This window comes from Serratia sp. PGPR-27 (assembly GCF_022678525.1).
GTDB classification, from domain to species: domain Bacteria; phylum Pseudomonadota; class Gammaproteobacteria; order Enterobacterales; family Enterobacteriaceae; genus Serratia; species Serratia nematodiphila.
On sequence record NZ_JALBYS010000020.1, the window covers coordinates 34,460 to 55,991 of the forward strand.

At 61.5% G+C, this 21,532-nt stretch carries 21 protein-coding genes; 9 read left to right on the forward strand and 12 right to left on the reverse strand.

The genetic code is table 11. From position 1 onward, the window contains the following. Nucleotide 1 precedes the first annotated feature (1 nt). The 3 genes from MMS95_RS12755 to MMS95_RS12765 all read right to left on the reverse strand — a co-directional run bounded on the left by MMS95_RS12755 (nucleotide 2) and on the right by MMS95_RS12765 (nucleotide 3,006). Entirely contained in the window at nucleotides 2-1,003 is a 1,002-nt protein-coding gene (locus tag MMS95_RS12755) for a LacI family DNA-binding transcriptional regulator (RefSeq protein ID WP_049239800.1), read from the reverse strand. 69 nt (nucleotides 1,004-1,072) lie between these two features. Beyond that, nucleotides 1,073-1,636, reverse strand: coding sequence for a HutD family protein (locus MMS95_RS12760; RefSeq protein ID WP_049186043.1), 564 nt, complete (start codon nucleotides 1,634-1,636; stop codon nucleotides 1,073-1,075). Then, nucleotides 1,636-3,006 carry a formimidoylglutamate deiminase gene (locus tag MMS95_RS12765; protein ID WP_242141754.1) on the reverse strand — a complete coding sequence of 457 codons (1,371 nt, stop codon included), beginning with the start codon at nucleotides 3,004-3,006 and terminating at the stop codon, nucleotides 1,636-1,638. The genes MMS95_RS12760 and MMS95_RS12765 overlap by 1 nt, the downstream gene beginning before the upstream one ends. 180 nt (nucleotides 3,007-3,186) lie before the next feature. Between MMS95_RS12765 and hutC the strand changes: the two genes are divergently transcribed. The 4 genes from hutC to MMS95_RS12785 all read left to right on the forward strand — a co-directional run bounded on the left by hutC (nucleotide 3,187) and on the right by MMS95_RS12785 (nucleotide 7,896). After that, nucleotides 3,187-3,942, forward strand: a complete 756-nt coding sequence (gene hutC / locus MMS95_RS12770) for a histidine utilization repressor (RefSeq protein WP_015377644.1) — start codon at nucleotides 3,187-3,189, stop codon at nucleotides 3,940-3,942. A 157-nt stretch (nucleotides 3,943-4,099) separates the two neighbouring features. Beyond that, nucleotides 4,100-5,323, forward strand: a complete 1,224-nt coding sequence (gene hutI, locus MMS95_RS12775) for an imidazolonepropionase (protein WP_242141755.1) — start codon at nucleotides 4,100-4,102, stop codon at nucleotides 5,321-5,323. Then, nucleotides 5,320-6,123, forward strand: coding sequence for an N-formylglutamate deformylase (hutG, locus tag MMS95_RS12780; protein WP_004941302.1), 804 nt, complete (start codon nucleotides 5,320-5,322; stop codon nucleotides 6,121-6,123). Before hutI ends, hutG begins: the two co-directional genes overlap by 4 nt. A 237-nt stretch (nucleotides 6,124-6,360) precedes the next feature. Beyond that, complete coding sequence (locus MMS95_RS12785; RefSeq protein WP_242141756.1) at nucleotides 6,361-7,896, forward strand: beta-lactamase family protein; 1,536 nt, start codon at nucleotides 6,361-6,363, stop codon at nucleotides 7,894-7,896. Nucleotides 7,897-7,899: 3 nt separating this feature from the next. Here MMS95_RS12785 and MMS95_RS12790 read toward each other — a convergent pair whose 3' ends face one another. Continuing rightward, nucleotides 7,900-8,430 (reverse strand): chorismate mutase, encoded by a 531-nt coding sequence (locus tag MMS95_RS12790; RefSeq protein WP_166445040.1) that lies wholly within the window; start codon nucleotides 8,428-8,430, stop codon nucleotides 7,900-7,902. A 114-nt stretch (nucleotides 8,431-8,544) separates the two neighbouring features. Next, nucleotides 8,545-9,048 (reverse strand): anti-virulence regulator CigR family protein, encoded by a 504-nt coding sequence (locus MMS95_RS12795; protein WP_004941297.1) that lies wholly within the window; start codon nucleotides 9,046-9,048, stop codon nucleotides 8,545-8,547. 442 nt (nucleotides 9,049-9,490) lie between these two features. Between MMS95_RS12795 and MMS95_RS12800 the strand changes: the two genes are divergently transcribed. Further along, nucleotides 9,491-9,670, forward strand: a complete 180-nt coding sequence (locus MMS95_RS12800) for a hypothetical protein (RefSeq protein ID WP_031300509.1) — start codon at nucleotides 9,491-9,493, stop codon at nucleotides 9,668-9,670. 54 nt (nucleotides 9,671-9,724) lie between these two features. Here MMS95_RS12800 and MMS95_RS12805 read toward each other — a convergent pair whose 3' ends face one another. From MMS95_RS12805 to MMS95_RS12825, 5 genes are all read right to left on the reverse strand, one after another. Continuing rightward, nucleotides 9,725-10,603, reverse strand: a complete 879-nt coding sequence (locus MMS95_RS12805; protein ID WP_031300510.1) for a nucleoside-specific channel-forming protein Tsx — start codon at nucleotides 10,601-10,603, stop codon at nucleotides 9,725-9,727. A gap of 362 nt (nucleotides 10,604-10,965) precedes the next feature. Further along, nucleotides 10,966-11,238, reverse strand: coding sequence for a hypothetical protein (locus MMS95_RS12810; RefSeq protein WP_004941292.1), 273 nt, complete (start codon nucleotides 11,236-11,238; stop codon nucleotides 10,966-10,968). Between the two features lie 73 nt (nucleotides 11,239-11,311). After that, on the reverse strand, nucleotides 11,312-12,205 hold the full coding sequence (gene yddG / locus MMS95_RS12815; protein WP_088381501.1) for an aromatic amino acid DMT transporter YddG: 894 nt from the start codon (nucleotides 12,203-12,205) through the stop codon (nucleotides 11,312-11,314). 91 nt (nucleotides 12,206-12,296) lie between these two features. Beyond that, entirely contained in the window at nucleotides 12,297-13,667 is a 1,371-nt protein-coding gene (locus tag MMS95_RS12820) for an APC family permease (RefSeq protein WP_004941289.1), read from the reverse strand. 308 nt (nucleotides 13,668-13,975) lie between these two features. Beyond that, nucleotides 13,976-15,394 carry a glutamine synthetase family protein gene (locus MMS95_RS12825; RefSeq protein ID WP_015377637.1) on the reverse strand — a complete coding sequence of 473 codons (1,419 nt, stop codon included), beginning with the start codon at nucleotides 15,392-15,394 and terminating at the stop codon, nucleotides 13,976-13,978. Between the two features lie 219 nt (nucleotides 15,395-15,613). Here MMS95_RS12825 and puuD point away from each other — a divergent pair, with 219 nt between their 5' ends. The 4 genes from puuD to MMS95_RS12845 are packed head-to-tail and all read left to right on the forward strand — an operon-like array spanning nucleotide 15,614 to nucleotide 19,733. Further along, nucleotides 15,614-16,375: a gamma-glutamyl-gamma-aminobutyrate hydrolase gene (gene puuD / locus MMS95_RS12830; RefSeq protein WP_242141757.1), complete on the forward strand. Its 762-nt coding sequence runs from the start codon at nucleotides 15,614-15,616 to the stop codon at nucleotides 16,373-16,375. Then, on the forward strand, nucleotides 16,372-16,929 hold the full coding sequence (gene puuR / locus MMS95_RS12835; protein WP_015377636.1) for an HTH-type transcriptional regulator PuuR: 558 nt from the start codon (nucleotides 16,372-16,374) through the stop codon (nucleotides 16,927-16,929). Before puuD ends, puuR begins: the two co-directional genes overlap by 4 nt. A 15-nt stretch (nucleotides 16,930-16,944) precedes the next feature. Further along, the gene (puuC, locus tag MMS95_RS12840; RefSeq protein WP_049240210.1) at nucleotides 16,945-18,441 is read left to right on the forward strand and encodes an aldehyde dehydrogenase PuuC; all 1,497 of its coding nucleotides are present in this window, start codon (nucleotides 16,945-16,947) and stop codon (nucleotides 18,439-18,441) included. A gap of 11 nt (nucleotides 18,442-18,452) precedes the next feature. Next, entirely contained in the window at nucleotides 18,453-19,733 is a 1,281-nt protein-coding gene (locus MMS95_RS12845) for an FAD-binding oxidoreductase (RefSeq protein WP_004941279.1), read from the forward strand. Nucleotides 19,734-19,776: 43 nt separating this feature from the next. On the opposite strand, the gene MMS95_RS12850 is transcribed toward MMS95_RS12845, so the two are convergent. Both MMS95_RS12850 and MMS95_RS12855 read right to left on the reverse strand, forming a co-directional pair. Next, entirely contained in the window at nucleotides 19,777-20,532 is a 756-nt protein-coding gene (locus MMS95_RS12850) for an SDR family oxidoreductase (RefSeq protein ID WP_015377633.1), read from the reverse strand. A 315-nt stretch (nucleotides 20,533-20,847) separates the two neighbouring features. After that, nucleotides 20,848-21,276, reverse strand: a complete 429-nt coding sequence (locus MMS95_RS12855; RefSeq protein ID WP_242141758.1) for a universal stress protein — start codon at nucleotides 21,274-21,276, stop codon at nucleotides 20,848-20,850. Between the last annotated feature and the right edge of the window lie 256 nt (nucleotides 21,277-21,532).

Here is a 21,532-nt window from a genome sequence, read left to right on the forward strand (position 1 = left end):
GTTACAGCGAACCACGCTCCAACAGCGGGCAAGGCACTTTCACCGTATCACGCTGTTCCCGCTGCTCGATCACATGCAGCGCCGCAAGGCGGCCCAGCTCGTAGTGCGGCAATTGCACCGTCGTCAACGCCGGCAGGAACAGCTCGCCGATGCCAACCATGTTGTCGTAGCCCAGCACCGCCACCTGTTGCGGTATCCGCCATCCTTGCGCCAGCAATACCTGATAAACCAGAAAGGCTATCCGATCGTTCCCGCATACCACGACATCGCAATCGCGCCGGCCGGCAGAGAAATGCCGCGCCAGCAGCGCGACGCAGTCGCGATAGCCTTGATCGCCGCCGCTCAGATCGAGATGATACTGCCGCAGCTGTTCAACATCGCGCCCTGCATCGCGCCAGGCGCGCTCCAGACCGCGGCGGCGCAGCCCCGCCGCCAGCGTATCCGCCGGTAAATGTATGCACAGCGGCGAACGATAGCCTTTGGCGATCAGCGTGCGCATCGCGTCATACTGGCCTTGCTCGTCATCAGGAATGTAGCTGGCGATCGCATGCGCCGGGCTGACGCAGTTGGCCAGCACCAGCCTTTTGTCCAGCAGTTTGGCCGGCACATCCACCTGACGCAGCCCCATGGTGGTGAAGATCACGCCGTCCGGGCGATGCGCCAGCAGCAGATCGACGGTCTGTTCGGCGTTGTCGTCGGCAAACAGATTGACGACGAAGCTGTTCCAGCCGTGCTCGCGCGCGGTTTTTTCAATCGACAGGATCATGTCCACCGAGAACGGCGTCGTGGCGGTGTCCAGCGCCAGCACGCCGAGCGTCTGTACGCGATTTCCGTCACCACGAATACGCCGCGCCGACAGATCCGGCACATAGTCCAACTGGTCGATAGCCTGTTTGACGCGCCGATAGGTTTCCGGCCGCAGCTTGCCGGGCTCATTGATGGCGCGGGACACCGTCATCAACGAGACTCCGGCAAGTTTTGCGACGTCTTTCAGCGAAGCCATGCGCCCTTCTTTATGATTAATGAGGAAAAGTGAATAATCCCATAACCAGGCGCAGGACTCTACTCCGCGTTAGCAGGCTGTGATGTCCGCCCACAGAATAGCGCCGTCGGCCGTCAGCGGCTTCACCTCGCCGCTCACCGCCTGCGCCGTCCACCAGACGCCTTCGCGCGCTCGCAGCTCGCCGCCCCCCGGCAGCGACCAGACCCCGCTCAGCACATACAGCACGCCCGCCCGGTTGGGTAGCAGGCTGACGGGCGCCGTGCTGCGCCGCACCTCGGCCGCCTGCCGGCCGCGGCGCGTCATGATGTTGAAATCCTGACTGGCGCCGCCCAGCAGCGTCGCTTCCAGCGCCACGTCGCCGGAAAACGCGAACGGCTCCCCGACGCGCGCCAACTGATGGTCGATATGCCCAGCGCTGAACAGCCGCACGCCGTCGCCTTCCAGCAGGGTGATCGAACGATCGATGCCCGCAAAGGCGGAAAACGGCCCGTCCTGCGCGATGGTGGCGATGCTGGCGCGCCAGTCAAAATCCTGCGCGCCCGGCGGCCAGCTGACGATTTCACGGGTTTCCCCACCGCCGTTGCGCCACGGGCTGACCGGCAGCGCGGCAAAGTTAAAACGGGTCAGGCCCATTACGCCTCCTGCTGAAAGGTTTTCAGCACCTGCAGGAACTCGGCGCTGCTCTGCTGCTGCAGCGCGTGCCGTCCCTGCTCGATCACCTGCCGGCCGCCGACGAATACGTCGCGAATTTGCTCTTTGCCGCCGGCGAACAGCCAGCGGTTAAGGATCGAGGCGTCCGGCGCCGCCGCCAGATACGGATCGTCCCCGTCCAGCACCAGCCAGTCGGCGCGATAGCCGCTCTGCAGCCGACCGATCGGCGCGCCGCATGCCTGCGCGCCGCCCTGCAGCGCCTGCGAGTACAGCACATCGCCCACCGCCGACTGTTCCGGCGTCGTCAGGCGATTGCGACGCTGATCGCGCAGCCGCTGGCCGTATTCAAACCAGCGCAGCTCTTCCACCACGTTGAGCGAAACGTGGCTGTCGGAACCGATGCCCCAGCGCCCCTGCTGCTGCAGGTACGCGTCGCCGGGGAAAATACCGTCGCCGAGGTTGGCTTCGGTGGTCAGACACAGGCCGGCCACCGCGCGGCTGCGCGCCAGCGCTTCCAGCTCGTCGCGATCCAGATGGGTGGCGTGCACCAGACACCAGCGCTGATCCACCGGCAGATGGTCATACAGCCAGGCCACCGGGCGCTGCCCGCTCCACGCCAGGCAATCGTTCACCTCTTTTTGCTGCTCGGCGATATGAATATGCACCGGCAAGGTGCGATCCGACGCGGCCAAAATCTGCTGCATCTGCCCCAGCTCCACCGCACGCAGCGAGTGGAAACACAACCCCTGATTCTGCAACGGGCGATCCCCCAGCTGGCGGGCAATCACCTGCTGCTGATGCAGATAGCTTTCGGTGTCCTGGATAAAACGTTTCTGCCCCGGCTGGGCCGGCTGCGCGCCGAAACCGGCGTAGCTGTACAGCACCGGCAGCATCGTCATGCCGATGCCGGCCTGATGCGCCGCCTCGCTGAGCCGGCCGGTCATCTCACCGCGATCGGCGTAAGGCTTGCCGTCGGCGTCGTGATGCAGGTAGTGGAATTCGGCCACCTGGGTGTATCCGCCCTTGAGCATTTCGATATACAGTTGACGGGCGACCACCTCCACCTGCTCCGGCGTCAGGCGCTGCACCAGGCGGTACATCAGATCGCGCCAGGTCCAGAAACTGTCCTGCGGGTTGCCCGCCACTTCCGCCAGCCCCGCCATCGCGCGCTGGAAAGCGTGGGAGTGCAGGTTCGGCATGCCCGGCACCGCGTCGCCGTGCAGCCGGGTGCAGCCTTGCGGTTCAGCGTCGGCGGTAACTTGAGTCAGATAACCTTGCGCATCGACGTCCAGCCGGACGTTATGCGCCCAGCCCTCAGGGAGCAAAGCGCGTGGGGCAAAATAAGCAGGCATGGCAGTATTCCACGGTTGATGTAACGGTGAATGAGGCGCGGCGATGGCGCGCATTCAGGAATTTTTGGCGGCCGCCGGCAAGTTTCTGGCGCGACGGCCACTAGTTGTATATACATATACATACGCCGACATCAACAGTAAACTGGTGTTATTATTTTTTTATTTGACGAGGTTAACGTCGTGGCTGAACAACAGACCGTGTTACAACTGGCGGCTGCAATGAGCGATGCCCCCGCCCCGATCTACCAACGGGTCAAACAGGCGATCGTGAATCAAATCCGTGCGGGGCATTGGCAACCGCACCAGCGCGTGCCCTCCGAAAGTGAACTGGTGGCGGAACTGGGCGTCAGCCGCATGACCATCAACCGCGCGCTGCGCGAGCTGACCAGCGAAGGTTTTTTGATCCGCATGCAGGGCGTCGGCACCTTCGTCGCCGAAGCCAAGGCGCATACCGCACTGCTGGAAGTGCACAACATCGCCGATGAGATCGCCGCGCGCGGCCATCGCCACAGCAGTAAAATCCTCGAGCTGAAGGCCCGCCCGGCCAGCGAGGAAGAAGCGACGGCGCTGGGCATTCAGCCCGGCCAACGGCTGTTCTACTCCCAGATCGTGCATTACGAAAACGACGTGCCGGTGCAGGTGGAAGACCGCTGCGTCAACCCGCTGGTGGCGCCGGATTACCTGAAGCAGGATTTCGACCGCGTCACCCCTTACACCTACCTGACGCAGGCCGCGCCGCTGACCGCCGGCGAACACATCGTCGAAGCGGTGATCCCCACCCGGCGGGAGCGCGAGCTGCTGCAGCTGGAGGATCACGAACCCGGCCTGCTGATCCATCGCCGCACCTGGTCCGGCAAAACCGTGGTGACCTCGGCGCGGTTGCTGTACCCCGGCAGCCGCTATCAGCTGTTCGGCCGCTTCACCAGCGAAGTCTGAACCCCGGCGGGCGCGCCCTGCGCCCGCATCTCCGCTGTCGATCACATCCTGATAACAAAATCTCGCCCGCCTCTTGTGACATCCCGGTGAATGCGTTAGGTTATTTTTAATTGTATATACAACCATGTGGGAGCTGCGGCTCCGGCGGAGGAAAGCAATGACGTCTGAGATCCACTGTGACAGCCTGTGGCACGGCGCCGATATCGTCACCATGCGCGACGGTAAATATCACACCCTGACCGACGGCGCGATCGCCGTACGCGACGGCAAGATTGTCTGGATTGGAGAACATGCGGCGCTGCCGCCCGATCTTATCGCGGACGAAACGGTGAAATTCGACGGCGGCATCATCACCCCCGGCTTTGTTGACTGCCACACGCACCTGGTGTTCGGCGGCAATCGCAGCGGCGAGTTCGAACAGCGGCTGAACGGCGTAAGCTACGCCGACATCGCCGCGCAGGGCGGCGGCATCATCTCCACCGTGAAAGCCACCCGCGAGGCCGACGAAGCGTTGCTGCTGGAGCAGGCGCTGTTCCGCCTGCGGCCGCTGCTGGCGGAAGGCGTCACCTGCGTGGAGATCAAATCCGGCTATGGCCTCAGCCCGGAGAGCGAACTGAAAATGCTGCGGGTGGCGCGCAAGTTGGGCGAGCTGCTGCCGGTCGAGGTGAAAACCACCTGTCTGGCGGCCCATGCGCTGCCGCCGAAATACGCCAACCGCGCCGACGACTACATCAATCTGGTCTGCGACACCATCATCCCGCAGGCGGCGGCCGCCGGTCTGGCGGATGCGGTCGACGCCTTCTGCGAGCATCTGGCGTTCTCACCGGCGCAGGTGGAGCGCGTCTTCGCCGCCGCCGAAGCCGCCGGTCTGCCGGTCAAACTGCACGCCGAACAGCTCTCCGCCCTCGGCGGCAGCACGCTGGCGGCGCGCCATCACGCGCTCTCCGCCGACCATCTCGAATACGCTACCGAGCAAGACGCCCGCGCCATGGGCGACGCTGGCACCGTGGCGGTGCTGCTGCCGGGCGCTTACTACCTGCTGCGTGAAACCCAATGCCCGCCGGTAGCGCTGTTCCGCAAACACCACGTGGCGATGGCGATCGCCAGCGACGCCAACCCCGGCACGTCGCCGGCACTGTCGCTGCGCCTGATGATCAACATGGCCTGCACGCTGTTCCGCCTGACGCCGGAAGAAGCGCTCGCGGGCGTCACCACCCACGCCGCCAAAGCGCTGGGGCTGCAGCACAGCCACGGCACGCTGGAAACCGGCAAGGTGGCGGACTTCGTTCACTGGCCGCTGTCGCGGCCGGCGGAACTGGCTTATTGGTTGGGCGGCCAGCTGCCCTGTACGGTGATTTTCCGAGGAGAAGTACGTCAATGACCATTCGCGATCCTTTTAGCTTCCAGACCGGCAGCCTGCCGCTGCTGATCAGCATCCCGCACGCCGGCACACAACTGACGCCGGCGGTCGAGGCCGGGCTGACCGACGACGCTCGCCCGCTGCCCGATACCGACTGGCACATTCCGCAGCTGTACGACTTCGCCCGGGCGATGGGCGCCAGCGTACTGGTCGGCAACTATTCGCGCTTCGTCATCGATTTGAACCGCCCGGCGGACGACAAGCCGCTGTACACCACCGCCACCACCGGCCTGTATCCCGACGTGCTGTTCGACGGTCGCCCAAGCTTCCTGCCGGGCAAAGCGCCTACGGACGAAGAACGCGCCCTCTACCTGCAGCAAATTTGGCAACCTTATCATCAGCAGCTGCAGAACGAACTGGCGCGCCTCAAAGCGCGCCACGGCTATGCGCTGCTGTTCGACGCGCACTCGATCGCCTCGGTGATCCCGCGGCTGTTCGACGGCCAGCTGCCGGATCTCAATCTCGGCACCAACGGCGGTGAAAGCTGCGCCCAGGCGCTGAGCGATCGGCTGGTCGCCTGCTGCGAGCAGCAACAGCAGTACACCCACGTGCTGAATGGCCGCTTCAAGGGCGGTTATATCACCCGCGCCTATGGTCAACCGCAGCAGCAACAGCATGCGATCCAGCTCGAACTGGCGCAGGTCAACTACATGTCCGAACAGTATCCTTTTGCGTTCGAGCCCCAGCGCGCCGCCTCGCTGCAGCGCCTGCTCAAGCAGATGATTGAAAGCCTGTTGGACGGTGCCGCCAGACTGAATTGATCCCCCTTTACAGGCGCCGCCGGGCGCCTGTTTTTCTCCTGCCTCTAACCGCAACGCCAGCAGCAATCTGCGCGCTATATCAAATTTTCGCGTGATTCCCCGCTAGCTGGTCCAAACAGCGCACAAAACGGCGGCCGACGAAAAACGCACTGCGCCACAATCAGCCCAAAAGCCCGCGCTCAGCGCCGGGCGGCGTGTGGCCGAGCAGGCCCATTTCGAATACTCTCTGGAGGCCCTATGTCTGTAACACCGTTAAACTGGCGCGCTGCCGGCGCTTTGGCCGAACAACTGCTGGCCGGCTGGCAACGGCATGGCGAACCCGGCGGCGCCATCACCCTGTTTGACGCCCAACAACGCCGCGCCACCGCCTGCGCCGGCCTGGCCGATCTGGCGCAGAACACCCCCTTCACCGCCGACAGCGTGGTGCGTTATGCCTCAGTGACCAAGCATATCTTCGCCGCGCTGGCGCTGAACGCCACCGAGCGCGCCATTCGGCTGGAGCAACGCCTGGGTGAACTGCTCCCCGCCCTGCAGCCCGCGTTGGCGGACGTTACCGTCGGCCAGGCGCTGGACATGACCGGCGGCCTGCCCGACGTGCGCGAGACGCTCGGCCTGCTGGGCATCTCGCTGCACGCCGTCAGCGAGGCACAGCCGGTGATGCAGTTTGTCGAGGGTCTGGAGAAATTGAACTACGAAGCCGGCAGCGAGATCGCCTACAGCAATACCGGCTATCGGCTGCTGGAAGCCGCGCTGCGCAGCAAAGGGTATGATTTTGACCAACTGGTGCAACAGCACATCGCCCGGCCGCTGCAGGTGCAGATGCGGGTGCCGGAAAGCTGGTTCGACGTGGTGCCGGGGTTGGTGCCGGGTTACTGGCGTGCGCCGCAGGGCTGGCAACACGCCAGCGCCGGCCTGCACCTTTCCGCCTCCGGCAGCCTGACCGGCAGCCTCAACGCCCTCACCCGCTGGTTGCAAACGCTGCTGGCCGACGAGGGCCCCGGCCAAGGCGTGCTGGCGCAACTCGGCGCACCGCGCCGCCTTAATCAGGGCCAGCTCAGCGCCTATGGCCTGGGTCTGGCGCAAACCCCGCTGGGCCGCCGCCGCTTACTCGGCCACGGCGGTTCCCACGCCGGTTACAAAACCTATTTCCTGCTGGCGCCCGACCGTCAGGCCGGCGTCGCGCTGGTGGCCAACCGCGAAGACTGCGACAGCTTCGGCATGGTCTTACAGGTGATGGCGACGCTGCTGGGCGAACCGTTGCCGCAGCGCAGCGCGGCGATCCCCGATGGCCTCTATGCCACCCTGGCCGAGCCGCACTGGCTGGAGGTCAAAGACGGCAATCTGGCCTATCTGGGCAGCGGAGAGCCGCTGTATCAGGGCGAGGATGGGTACGCGGTGTCGCTGTCCGCCCATATGCCGATCAAATTGAAATGGACCGGTGAAGCGATCGAGGGCGAAGTCGGGCATGTGGCGCGCCGTTTCCTGCCGGTGACGGCCAACGGCGACTGCCTGAAGCATGTGCAGGGGCTGTGGTATCACCCGCACTATCGCACCGCCTTTGAAATTCGCGGCAATCGGGTGCATATCGGCGTCGGCCCGGCGGCGCAGACCGGCACGCTCAGCCCGCTCGGCCAGGGCCGCATGCTGGTGGAGTGCCAGGACGGCCCGTGGTTAAAACGCTTTTGCCTCTATTTCCGCGGTTACAACGTGGATCTCATCGCCAACCGCAGCCGGATGCTGACCTTCCGCCGCAGCACCGTCGGCCGCGACTGACGCTCAGCGTGCGCTGCCGGTTTTGACCGCCAGCAGCGCATCCGCCAGCCGCCGTTTGTCGGCGTCGCTGAGATTCACCTGATCCACCGACGCCATAAACGCCGCCCGATCCGCCTCGCCGAGCGGGCCGGCACGCAGCCGCTCCGCCAACCGTTGCAATATCTGGCTGCTCAGTTGCGCGATCTGCGGGCGCACCTGCGCCAACGGGCGCGGCTCCCAGCCGGATCCCGGGTTCGCCAACCAGTCGGCGCGATAGCGGTACTGAATCGCCTTGGCGGCGTCCATCTGCGCGGTGATAAAAGGCCGTACCGACGCCGGCTCTAGCCCCAAACGCCCCGCCTCCGCCTGCGCGTTGGCCAACACCTTCGCCTCCTGCGCCAGATCTTCGATCGGTAAATGCTGCTGCGCCTTGTAACCGGCAACGTCTTTCATCAACGACAGCCGTTGGTTCACCAGCTCGCCGATGGCGGCGGCGCCGCCCGCCAACGCGGGAAAACTGGTCAAACAGCAGGCTATCAATAACGCCCTGAACATGGCGCCTCCCTTATGATGCAGTGAAAACGTAAGGCCCAAAGTTCACCACGTCCGCCCCGCGCTGGCAAATAAAAAGGCCCCGCCGCAGCGAGGCCCGATAACGCTCGACAAACGTTAGTCGAAAACGCCATTGATCACGGAGGCCACAATCGCGGTGCTGAGTGCGACCAGCACCAGATCGTCGCCGGCGATACGCCACTCATAACCCGGGTACTGCGGCAACTCACGCAGCATCGAGTAAGGCACCACTTTTTTGGCGATACCCGGCGGCAGCGGTTTACCGCGCGCCAGATTTTTGGCGATGCCCGGTGGCAGCGAGCTGTAGCCGGTCAGGCCATAGTTGTGCGCCAGCGAACGGGCGCGGTCGCGCGAGAGGCTGACGGATACCAGATTATCGTCGTTCCTATAGCCGCCTTTATCTTTATTGCCTTTGTTGCCGTGATTGCCGTTGTTACCGTTGTTGCCATGGTTACCGTTATTGCCGTGATTGCCGCTGTTGCCATGGCCGTTTCCGTTGCCGTTACCATTGCCGCCTTTGTCGGCTAAGGCCGGGGCGGATGACAACCCCAGCGATGCAATCAGCGCCAACACCGTGAGAGTCGTACGACGTTTGTTCATGTTGTGTATTCCTGCGTGGGTGACTCTGTTGACTATAGCTGGCCTTTTCCAGACAAAGTATAAGGAAAACTCCGAGATGACAGTGCGGTTTTACGGCATTCGCGCCACTCTCTTGTTTTAACGCAAAATGCCTCGAAAATGCCGATGCTTGTCTCAGATTTTTCTTGAAGAAAAATAAGCCTTACGCTAGCGTGGGAAGGTAACAAAAAAGAGTTAGCGTGCTCTTTTTCGTCGCACCTCAAATCTTATTCTTATCATCCATAATGATAATAGCGAACATTTCCCGCCTCTCCGTGCGGGATTCTTTTTCCCGCCGCTGTCGCCCCAATCTGGTGCTTTATGTTGAGATTTCGTTGCCGATAATTTACATTCGCTGTCTGAGAAACCTCAACCTCCCGCGGTGGCCAGGCTGGCAACGGGTGGGCGTTCAGGAGCAAAAGACGTGCAAATGACCCTCATGGAATACATCACTCGGCACTTTAACGGCGATCTTCATCAGTACGCGCAGTCGGAAGGCGTCAGCCGTGAACAAATCATTAGTTGGATAAATAATGAATGTCACGTGATCAAAGGCAGACTGTTTATGCCGGTGAAGCATCTCCCGGTTGAACAAGCCCAGTGATGACGAAAAAAAACCCCGCCAGGCGGGGTTTTCTGTTTCTGATAGCACGGAAAATCAGAAGTTATAGCCGACCACGAGGTAATAACCCCAACCGGTAGACTTGATCGGGCCCTGCGGGGTGCCGATATCCGCGCCATCCTGCCACTGACCGCCGTTATGGAAATAACGCGCCACGAAAGAATAGTGCCAGTGATCGTAGTTCAGCGCCAAAATATGGCTGGAGGCGATAGAGTTGCCGGTGCGCACCTGTTTGCCGTTGATCGCGTTACCACTGTCCTTGCCCAGATCGGAACCGAAGTCGAAGTTGGTGAAGCCGATGTAGCTCAGGTTGCCGCCCCACACCTGGGTCAGCGGTACGAAGTATTTCACCTTGAAGCGGTAACCGTCCCAGCTGTTCTCGTTGGCAGCCTGGTAGTTTTCCCACTGGTATTTGGCATAGATGTTCATCGACAGGCTCATCGGCAGGCCGGTGTCGATATCGGTGCCCAGACCCATGTACCAGGTGTTTTGACGGCCGTCGGCGTTGTGGCCCAGATCATAGATGTAGTTGTTGGCGAAGTACCACTCTTTGAACGGACCGAAGCTCAGATCGGTGCCGGTCAGTTTGTCGATGGAGAAACGTGGTTCAATCTCCATAAACAGTGGGGAGCCTTTGTCCCAGATACCGCGATCCGGGGTGTTGCCTACGCCGAAGAACTTCGGCACGTCAACGTAACCGTAGAAATCGAACCAGTCTTTCTTGGCGAAGGCTTCGTATTCGAGATACACATCGTTATTCAGCTGCGGCCCGAAACGGGTGTGGTAGCTGCCCACCACGTTAACGCTCTGGTGCCACCAGTCGGAGACATATTGACTGTCTTTGCTATCAGCCATTGATGATGCACTGTAAGACGCTGCGAGCAGTACACCTGCTGCGAGAGCTATTTTTTTCATTTTATTACCACATGCTTAAAGGGCCATTTCCTGCCCGTTTAGAAAAGATGACAATGAGTCTGCCGACACCTGGCGTTGTCTTCACACAGAAACTCGGATGACGCGCGCATTATAGAAACCACTGACTGTAAGAATCTGTGATCCAGTTACGCATTTCGCGAATAGGTAATCGATTGCGTTCACATTTGTCAAATTATGTTTCATGCAAATTCACATTCGCTGTGATTTTTGTCATGCACCGCGTTTTTTAGCGCAGTTTTTGAGCCAAATGACATCAGGGCGTCATCACGAGGTGGAAAAGAAAAAGCCGACGCGCCAGCGCCGGCCTTCATCAGCATCAGGAGAAAGTACGGAACGTGAAATCAGTTCACCGCCGGCACCGCTTTGGCGATGTTTTCCTGGCGGAACGCCACCTCTTCACCGTTTTTCACCTCCCAACTGGCGACCGGAATATCGGTCTTGGGCGCCGCCGCGACGACCGAGCCGTAAATCAGCTTGTCGTCGCGACGCAAAATATAAACGTCGAGCTGATATTCATGTCGCAAATTCGCCGTGGTCAGGCGAACGGTATCGCCGCGCTCATAGTGATGCACGTCGATTTCAGGCTGTTGAATAAATTGAATGTCGCTTCTCATCGTCGTCGTTCCTTCAGGCAACATGGCTAGTTAAATTCTAGTTCAACATTGCGACGACAGCGGATAATTTCCGTTAATTTCCGCGAGTTGCCCGCCAACAGATCAGCGAACCGAGAGTGACCATCGCCACGCCCTGCCAGAAATTGACGGTCAGCGAGGTGTGCAACACCAACGCGGCGAACACCGCCGACAGCACCGGGGTAAAATAGGATACGGTGGCCAGCAGCGTCATGTTACCGTGCAAGATGCCGACGTTCCAGGCGGCATACCCCGCCCCCATCGCCACCCCGGCGCACAGCAGCGTTACGGTCACGCCGAGGCTGAACTGCATGCCGCTTTCCGCGCTGAAGGCATACTTCAGCCACAGCGCCAGCGCGGTCAGCACGATGAACAGCACCACGCCGTTGCTGCCCTGGGCGATCTTCTTGGTCAGGTTGCAATACAGCGCCCAGATCACCGCACCGCTGAAGGCCAGCGCGTAGCTGAGCGGGTTGCTGCGCACGTTGGCCAGCATCTGCGCCGGCGACCAGCCGCCCTCGCCGCTCATGATCCAACCGATGCCGAACAGCGACAGCAGCAGCCCCGGCAGCAGCAACCATTTCGCTCTTTGGCCGTTAAGCACCAACGCCATCAGCACGGTGAAACAGGGCCACAGGTAGTTGATCATGCCCACTTCTATCGCCTGCAGGCGGGTGTTGGCGTAGCCGAGCGACAGCGACAGGCAGATTTCGTAACTGACGAACAGCAGGCTGCCGACGATGAGATAAGGCCGCGGAAAGCTGCGCCATTTCGGCACGCCGAGCGCCACCAGCAAAAACACCGCGCTGACGCTGTAGATCATCGCCGCGCCGCCGATCGGCCCCAGCCCTTCGCTGACGCTGCGGATCAGGCCGACGACGCTGCTCCATAGCACGATGGCCAACAAACCGAGCAACGTGGCGCGGGTACGCAAGGGCAAAGCGGGCATAAGGCAGGTCCAATAGGTTATTTTTTATCAGTTTTTTCACTCTACTGCCGCACGCGCCAAAAAGAAAGGCGGGAAACTCCCGCCTGTGAATTTATTGCTGCGGTTGCCGCTCCAGCTGCGGCGGCGGCTGGCGAAAACGCCGGGTCAGCCAGGCCAAGTAGCCGAAGCCCAGCGTCGCCCAGATAAGCCCCATGGTCAGCGAGCTCTTCTCCAGGTTCAGCCACAGCACCCCCACCGTCAACGCCCCCACCAGCGGCAGGAACAGGAAGTTGAAGCGATCCTTCCAGCTTTTGTTGCGCCCTTCGCGAATAAAGAAGTGGCTGATCACCGACAGGTTAACGAAGGTAAAGGCCACCAGCGCGCCAAAGTTGATCAGCGCCGTAGCGGTCACCAGATCGAACGACAGCGCCGACAACGCCACCAGCCCGACCATCAGTACGTTCAGCGCCGGCGTGCGCCATTTGGGGTGGATATAGCCGAAGAATTTCTCCGGGAACACGTTGTCACGCCCCATCACATACAGCAGGCGCGACACGCTGGCGTGCGACGCCAGGCCGGAGGCCAACGTGTTGATAAAGGTCACGCACAGGAAGATCGACTGGAACAGCTTGCCGCCGACGTACAGCGCGATCTCCGGCAGCGCGGCGTCGGGTTGGTGAAAGCGTTGAATGGTCGGGAAAAACAGCTGGATAAAGAACGAAACGCTAATAAAGATCACCCCGCCGTACAGCGCAGTCAGGAAGATGGCGCGCGGAATAACCTTGGCGGCGTCGGGCGTCTCCTCGCACAGCGTGGTGACCGCGTCAAAACCGAGGAACGAGAAGCACAGGATAGTCGCGCCGGTAATGATCGGCAGCAGGTGGGCATTCTCGCTGAGGAACGGCCGCAGGCTCCACACCGTGCCCATCCCCTCGCCGTTGTGCAGGCCGCGCACCACCAGGTAGATAAATACCAGAATGATCGCCACCTGCGCCAGCACGAACAGGGTATTGAAGTTGGCCACCAGATTGACACTTTTCAGGTTGATGGCGGTGATCAGGATAACGAAGCCCACCACCCACACCCAGGGCGGCACTTCCGGGAACAGCGCGGTCAGGTAAATCTTCGCCAGCAGCGTGTTGATCATCGGCAGGAACAGATAATCCAGCAGCGACGACCACCCCACCAGAAAACCGACGTGCGGGTTGATCGCCTTCTGCGCATAGGTGTAGGCAGAGCCGGCGGTAGGAAACTGGCGCACCAGTTTGCCGTAGCTGATGGCGGTGAACAACACGCCGGCCAGCGCCAGCAAATAGGAGGTCGGCACATGGCCGTCGGTGAGGCCGGAGACAATGCCGAAGGTGTCGAACACTGTCATCGGGGTCAGATAGGCCAGGCCCATCATCACCACCTGCCACAGTTTGAGGGATTTGCGCAGCTGCGGTTTGCCCGCCGGGCCGCTGTCGATGGCTTTAATCGTCATGGCAGTTCCCCTTTTGGTCCTCTGCTGTCAACCGTGCAACGTCATTCAGAGAGGCCGCGGGGAAACTGCTGTTCAGGCGGCGGGAAAAACGATTTGGGGTCACTGTCGGGCGGCCGGCGACCGGCCCGTAGGCACTGCGGCACAGGCAGACGCCTGCGCATGGGGATGACTGAGTCATGGTTATTTCCTCGTCGGCGTCCTGTACGCCGTGATAGAAGAAATTCTGTACCGCAGCGCGCAGCCTCACCGGCCACAGGAGAGCCGATGAAATGCGCCGGACGCGCGCGGTAGTCGTTAGGTGAGCGGGATCAGGCGTTTTTCAGCATCCACTCGATTTCGGTTTCGGTGATCAGACGCTCGAACTGCACCAGCTCGTCGGTTTTGCAGGCCAGGTAGACATGGCTGAAGCGTTCGCCCAGCAATGCATTGAGCACCGGCTGATGTTCAAACTCGTACAGCGCGTCGCTCTGGCGGATTGGGAACGGCAGCCCGTCCTGCTCCAGCCCGTTGCCGGTCACCGGCTCAGGCAGCGGCAATGCGGTTTCCAGGCCGTAGACGATGCCGGCCAGAATGGTCGCCATCACCAGATAAGGGTTGGCGTCGGCGCCCGCCACGCGATACTCCACGCGGTGGTTGTCGCGATCGCCGCAGGGAATGCGCAGCGCCACGGTGCGGTTGTTATGCCCCCAGGAAGCCTGGGTCGGCACATACATGCCGGGCTGGAAACGGCGATAGGCGTTGACGTTCGGCGCCAGCAGCGCCATCGAGGACGGCATCAGGGCGATCATGCCCGCCAGCGCCTGTTTCAGCAGCGCCGAATCTTCGCCGTCGTCATCGGCGAACACGTTGTCGCCTTGCGCATTCAGCATGCTGATGTGCACGTGCATGCCGCTGCCGGCGTGCTCCTCATACGGCTTGGCCATAAAGGTGGCCTGCATGTTGTGGTTCTCGGCTACCATGCGCACCAACCGTTTCAGCGCCAGCGCATGGTCGCAGGCCTGCAGCACATCATCGGTATGGTGCAGGTTGACTTCGAACTGCCCCGGCGACGCTTCCGCCACCGCGCCGTCCGCCGGAATGCCCTGCAAACGGGCCAGCTCGTCGATTTCGCTCAGCACATCGGCGAAATGGTTCAGGTTATCGACGGAGTACACCTGGCTTTGGGTGTTGCGCTCCTGGGTGCCCGGCGCGCACGGCGGCTGCAGATAGCCCTCCGCATCGCGTTGACGATCGATGAGATAGAACTCCAACTCTACCGCTACCACGGGGGAGAGCCCGCGCTGACGCAAACGCTGCCACACTCGGTTCAGCACATTGCGCGGTTCAACGTCAAAGGGAGTGCCATCTTCATCCAGCATGGTGAGCAGCACCTGCGCGATATATTGCGGATCCGCCGCCGACGGCGTCAGCGTGCCCGGTACCGGAACGCACACGTGATCCGGCTCGCCCAGCTCCTGCCCCAGCCCGGCTTCTTCCACCACGTTGCCGAGAATATCCATCGCAAATACCGACGCCGGGAAGTAACAGCCTTTTTCCAGCTTATTCAGACCGCCGACCGGGATGCGTTTACCGCGGAAGCTGCCGTTCAGATCGGTCAACAGGACGTCGACATGTTGGGTTAACGGATAACGTTCCAGGTACTTCTTCACTTCGCGCTGGAACGCGCTACTTCGTCTCTCTTCACTGTGCTGAACAAAGTTTTCCACTTCTACGATGTTGGTCTGCATGGTTCACCCGCCGTTTGTGTTTTGCTGTCGTCGATGTTTATTGACCGTCTTGTTCAATATAATGCCCATAAATGAAACGTAGATGAAACAAATTTGTTTTGCAAGTGTTACTTTTGGTTTGAATATTGCCCAATCGACTGCTAGATTTATAGAATATTGAACGAAATCGGCGGTGGAGAAGCTTATCGTTCATAATTTCGAACGTACCAAGGGGATAGTATGGACAATATATTTAACAGACCAGTCATCGGCGTCGTCATGTGCAGGTATAGGTTAAACGGGCACCTCACACAGACCTTGCAAGAAAAGTACCTGAATGCCGTTATCACCGCCGGCGGCTTGCCGATCGCCCTGCCGCACGCGCTGGCGGAGCCGGAAATGCTGGCGGAACTGTTGCCACGCCTCGACGGCATTTTGCTGCCGGGCAGCCCCAGTAATGTGCAGCCGCACCTTTATGGTGAAAACGGCGATGAGCCTGACGCCGATCCTGGCCGAGACGCGTTGAGCCTGGCGCTGCTCCGCCAGGCGTTCGACAGGCGCATTCCCCTTTTCGCCATTTGCCGCGGCATGCAGGAGATGGTGGTCGCCACCCAAGGCACCCTGCATCGCCGCCTGTACGAACTGCCAGAGCTGCTGGAGCATCGTGAAGATCACGACCTGCCGCTGGAACAGCAATACGCCCCCGCCCATGAAGTCATCGTTCAGGAAGGGGGGCTACTTTCGCAACTGATACCGGATTGCAACAGATTCTGGGTGAACTCGCTGCACGGCCAGGGCGCCAAAACCCTGAGCGCGAGCGTTCGCATCGAGGCGCACGCCGCCGACGGACTGGTGGAGGCGATCAGCGTGCGCGATCAGCCCTTCGCGCTCGGCGTGCAGTGGCACCCGGAGTGGAACAGTGACGAGTACGCCCTGTCGCGCCTGTTGTTTGATGGTTTCATCACCGCCTGTCGGAACTATCAAAAGGAAAAACGCCCATGAGCGACGTCAGCTTGGCACCGGGAAAACGTCTGTCGCAGATCCGTCAACAATTGGGGTTGTCGCAGCGCCGGGTCGCCGAACTGTCTGGGTTAACCCACAGCGCCATCAGTACTATCGAGCAAGATAAGGTCAGCCCGGCCATCAGCACGCTGCAAAAGCTGCTGACGGTATACGGTCTGTCGCTGTCGGCGTTTTTCGCCGAGCCGGAAAAACCGGCGCAGCCGCAGATCGTGATAGGCAGTGACGATCTGATCGAAATCGGCAGCCAGGGCGTTTCGATGAAGCTGATCCACAACGGCGATCCGAACCGCACGCTGGCAATGATGATCGAGACCTACGAACCGGGCACCACCACCGGCGAGCGCATCAAACACCAAGGGGAAGAGATCGGCACGCTGCTGGAGGGCGAAGTGGTGCTGCAGGTCAACGGCCAGAGCTATCACCTGCTGGCCGGGCAGAGCTACGCCATCAATACCGGCATTCCCCACAGCTTCAGCAACACGTCGGCGCGCATTTGCCGGATTATCAGCGCCCATACGCCGACGACATTCTGATCAACGGAGCCAGGCATGAACTTTCACCATTTGCAGTATTGGCAACAACGGGCGCAGGCCCTGAAGATTGAGCACCAGCTGTTTATCGACGGCCGCTACCAGCCGGCCGCCGCGGGGAAGCGTTTCGCCGTGGAAGATCCCGCCGGCCGCCGTGAGCTGGCGCAGGTCGCGCGCGGTGAAGCCGCCGACATCGATCGGGCGGTCAGCGCGGCGCGCGCCGCCTTTGAACGCGGCGACTGGGCGCAGGCCGCGCCGGCGCAACGCAAAGCCACGCTGCTGCGCTTCGCCGATCTGATGGAGCAGCATCACGAAGAGCTGGCGCTGCTGGAAACGCTGGACACCGGCAAACCGATTCGCCACAGCCTGCGCGACGACGTGCCGGGCGCTATCCGCTGCATCCGCTGGTACGCCGAAGCGATCGATAAGGTGTACGGCGAAATCGCCCCCACCGGCCGCGATGCGCTGGCGCTGATCGAACGCGAGCCGATCGGCGTGGTCGGCGCCATCGTGCCCTGGAACTTCCCGCTGCTGCTGGCCTGCTGGAAACTCGGCCCGGCGCTGGCCGCCGGCAACAGCGTGGTGCTCAAACCCTCCGAAAAATCGCCGCTGAGCGCCATCCTGCTCGGCAAACTGGCGCAACAGGCCGGGCTGCCGGACGGCGTGCTGAACGTGGTGCCCGGCTACGGCCACGACGCCGGCAAGGCGCTGGCGCTGCACCGCGACGTCGACGCCCTCACCTTTACCGGCTCTACGCTGGTGGCGAAACAGCTGATGATTTACGCCGGCGAATCGAACATGAAGCGCGTCTGGCTGGAGGCCGGCGGCAAGAGCGCCAACATCGTCTTCGCCGACTGCCCGGATCTGGATCAGGCCGCCCGCAGCGCCGCCGCCGGCATCTTCTATAATCAGGGGCAGGTGTGCATCGCCGGCACTCGCCTGCTGGTCGAAGCGAGCATTGAGCAAGCGTTCCTGCAGGCGCTGCGCAAACATGCGGCGGCCTTCATCCCCGGCGACCCGCTCGATCCCGCCACGGTGATGGGCACGCTGATCGACAGCGGCCACTGCGAGAAAGTGGCCGGCTATATCGAGCGGGGGCTGAGCCAAGGCGCCGCACTGTTCCTCGACGGGCGCGACCATCCACAGGGCGACCACGCCGGCTATCTGGGGCCGACCATCCTCACCCAGGTGGACAATGTCATGAGCGTGGCGCGCGATGAAATCTTCGGCCCGGTGTTGGCGGTGACCGCCTTCGACGACGAGCAACAGGCGCTGCAGCTGGCCAACGACAGCGACTACGGCCTCGGCGCCGCGGTCTGGACCCGCGATCTGGCGCGCGCGCACCGCATGGCGCGCCAGCTGAAAGCCGGCACGGTGTTCGTCAACAACTACAACGACGGTGACATGACCGTGCCGTTCGGCGGCTATAAGCAGAGCGGCAACGGCCGCGACAAATCGCTGCACGCGCTGGACAAATTCACCGAATTGAAAACCACCTGGATCTCGCTGGAATAAGGGCTTCTCTCATGACTGAACACGTAAAAAGCTACTATGCGGCCACGGCCAACGCTCATCAGCCCTATCCGCAATTGAATGAATCTCTCGAGTGCGACGTCTGCGTGATCGGCGGCGGCTATACCGGCCTCTCCTCCGCGCTGTTCCTGGTGGAAGCCGGTTACGACGTGGTGGTGCTGGAAGCGGCGCGCATCGGTTTCGGCGCCAGCGGCCGCAACGGCGGCCAGTTGGTCAACTCTTACAGCCGCGACATCGATGTGATCGAGGAGCGCTACGGCGCGGAAAGCGCCCGCCTGCTCGGCAGCATGATGTTTGAAGGCGCGGAGATCATTCGCAGCCGCATCAGCCGCTACGCCATCGACTGCGACTACCGCCCCGGCGGCATCTTCGCCGCCCTGAACAACAAGCAGTTCCATGCGCTGATCGAGCAAAAGCGCAACTGGGAGCGCTACGGCAATACCCAGCTCGAGCTGCTCGATGCGGACCGGGTGCGCCAGGAGGTCGCCAGCGATCGCTATGTCGGCGCGCTGCTCGATCACAGCGGCGGCCACATCCATCCGCTCAATCTGGCGCTGGGCGAGGCCGAGGCGATTCGCCTGCAGGGCGGGCGCATCTTCGAGCAATCGGCGGTGACGAACATCCGCCACGGCGAACCGGCGCTCATCAGCACCGCCAACGGCCAGGTGAAGGCGCGCTTCGTCATCGTCGCCGGCAACGCCTACCTGGGCGACAAGCTGGAGCCGCGGCTGGCCAAACGCAGCATGCCGTGCGGCACTCAGGTGGTGACCACCGAACCGTTGGCGCCGGAGATCGCGCAGGCGCTGATCCCGCAGAATTACTGCGTGGAAGACTGTAACTACCTGCTGGATTACTACCGCATCACCGCCGATCATCGCCTGCTGTACGGCGGCGGCGTGGTGTACGGCGCGCGCGATCCGGACGACATCGACAACCTGATCCGGCCAAAGCTGCTGAAGACCTTCCCGCAGCTGAAAGGGGTGCGTATCGACTATCGTTGGACCGGCAACTTCCTGCTGACGCTGTCGCGCATGCCGCAGTTCGGCCGGCTGGAGAATAACGTGTACTACATGCAGGGCTACAGCGGCCACGGCGTGACCTGCACCCATCTGGCGGGCAAGCTGATCGCCGAGCTGATGCGCGGCGACGCCGAACGCTTCGACGCCTTCGCCAAGCTGCCGCACCTGCCGTTCTTCGGCGGACGCAACCTGCAGATCCCGTTCACCGCCATCGGCGCGGCCTACTACACGCTGCGCGACCGCATCGGCGTCTAAAACAGCAGGCCCGGTCATCATGGCCGGGCCTGTGCGTTAACGCTTAGACGATCTTCGGTTGGCCGTCCGAGGCGGTCGCCCCGCCATCGACCGGAATGTTGGCGCCATTGATAAAGCTGGCGTCGTCGCTGGCCAGGAACGCCATCACCGCCGCCACTTCTTCCGGCTCCGCCGCACGCCCCAGCGCGATGCGCTCATTGAACTTGTCGCGGATCTCCTGCGGCCAGCCGTTGGTCATGTTGGTTTTGACCAGGCTCGGGCAGACCGAGTTGATGCGCACGCCGTCACCGCCGTGATCGAGCGCCATGGCGCGCGTCAGATTGACCACCGCGCCTTTCGCCGCGCAGTAATAGGCCGCGCCCCAGTCACCGCCCAGGCCGGACACCGACGCGGTATTGACGATGCAGCCCTTGGTCTTCAGCAGGTGCGGCAAGGCGAATTTGGAGCAGAACACCACGCCGTCGATATCGACCCCGGCGATGCGACGCCAGTCGTCGATGCTGGTTTCCAGCACGCTGCCCGCCACGTGTACGCCGGCGTTGTTCAGCAGGACGTCGATGCGGCCCAGTTTTTCCGCCACCTCGTTCATCATTTTTTCAACCGCGACGTGATCGGACACATCGATATGCACCGCCATCGCCCGGCCCTGCGGCAGCGAAGCGGCGACCTTGTCCACCGCTTCCTTGGCCCAGTCGGCCAGCACCACGATCGCGCCCTCGGCGGAGAAACGCCGCGCCGCCGCTTCCCCCATGCCATTGCCCGCACCGGTGATAACCACGACTTTATTGTCAAAACGCATGAGACCTCCTCCATGTAAACGCATTTATATAAGTCATACAAATCTCATTGCTCCGAGGATAAGACTCAGGCTCCCTGAGAGCCAGTCAAAACGTGCGGTTTATTAACCAAAAGGAGGTATACGAGTCATTTCAATGCGCTGAGTTAATCTTTATCGGATTTTGGCCAACATATTGATGGAGATAATAAAATTGCGGCCAGTCACTATTTTCCTGGCAGATTATCAGCAAGCGGGATTATTGCGGATAGACGGTTATGGCCGCTCAGAGATAAGCGATGCGAATGGAAAACGGCAGCCGCCCGCAGGCGGCCGCGACTATTTTTTCTCGATGGGAACAACCAGTAGATCAACGTTCAGCTCGTTGATCGCCTGACGCGCCGAAGAGACCAGTCGGCTCCAGACATCATGATGATGGCCGAAGATCACCAGATCGAACCCTTTTTCCTTCGTCACCCGGTTCAGCTCTTCTGTCAACGCGCCGCGGCTGACGATCACCTCTTCCACCGGATACGACGACTGCCCTTTGATCGCATTGAGCATATTCTTCACCCGCTCCGAAAAGGTGCGATCGGTGTAGTTGTAATCGCCCACGCCCAGATCGACGTAATAGCCGGCGCGGTGGATGTCGATATAGATCAGGGAAAGTTTGGCATTGAGCGCGGCGGCCAGTCTGGCGCCCTTGCCCAGCAGGAACTCGGCGTCTTCGCTGAGATCCGTGGCGACAACGATATGCCGGTAAGCCATGATGGCGGCCCTCCTCGTCAGATCCGTAAACAGGATGGCGCTCCTTGCCGCATGTTTCTTATGCATCTTAAGTTTAGTCCAGCGCCGGTTCCCTCGCCTGCCCCCTCGGCAAACGGTCGACGAGCGCCATCGCCTCGGTGCCCCAAGCATTCACCGGAATGTGCCGCATGCGTAACTCTTCCCGGCCGTCATCGGAGCGGCGGCGCGATCGGTCGGGTGGATTCTGTGCGGGATTCGTTATAAAACTAACGGTACT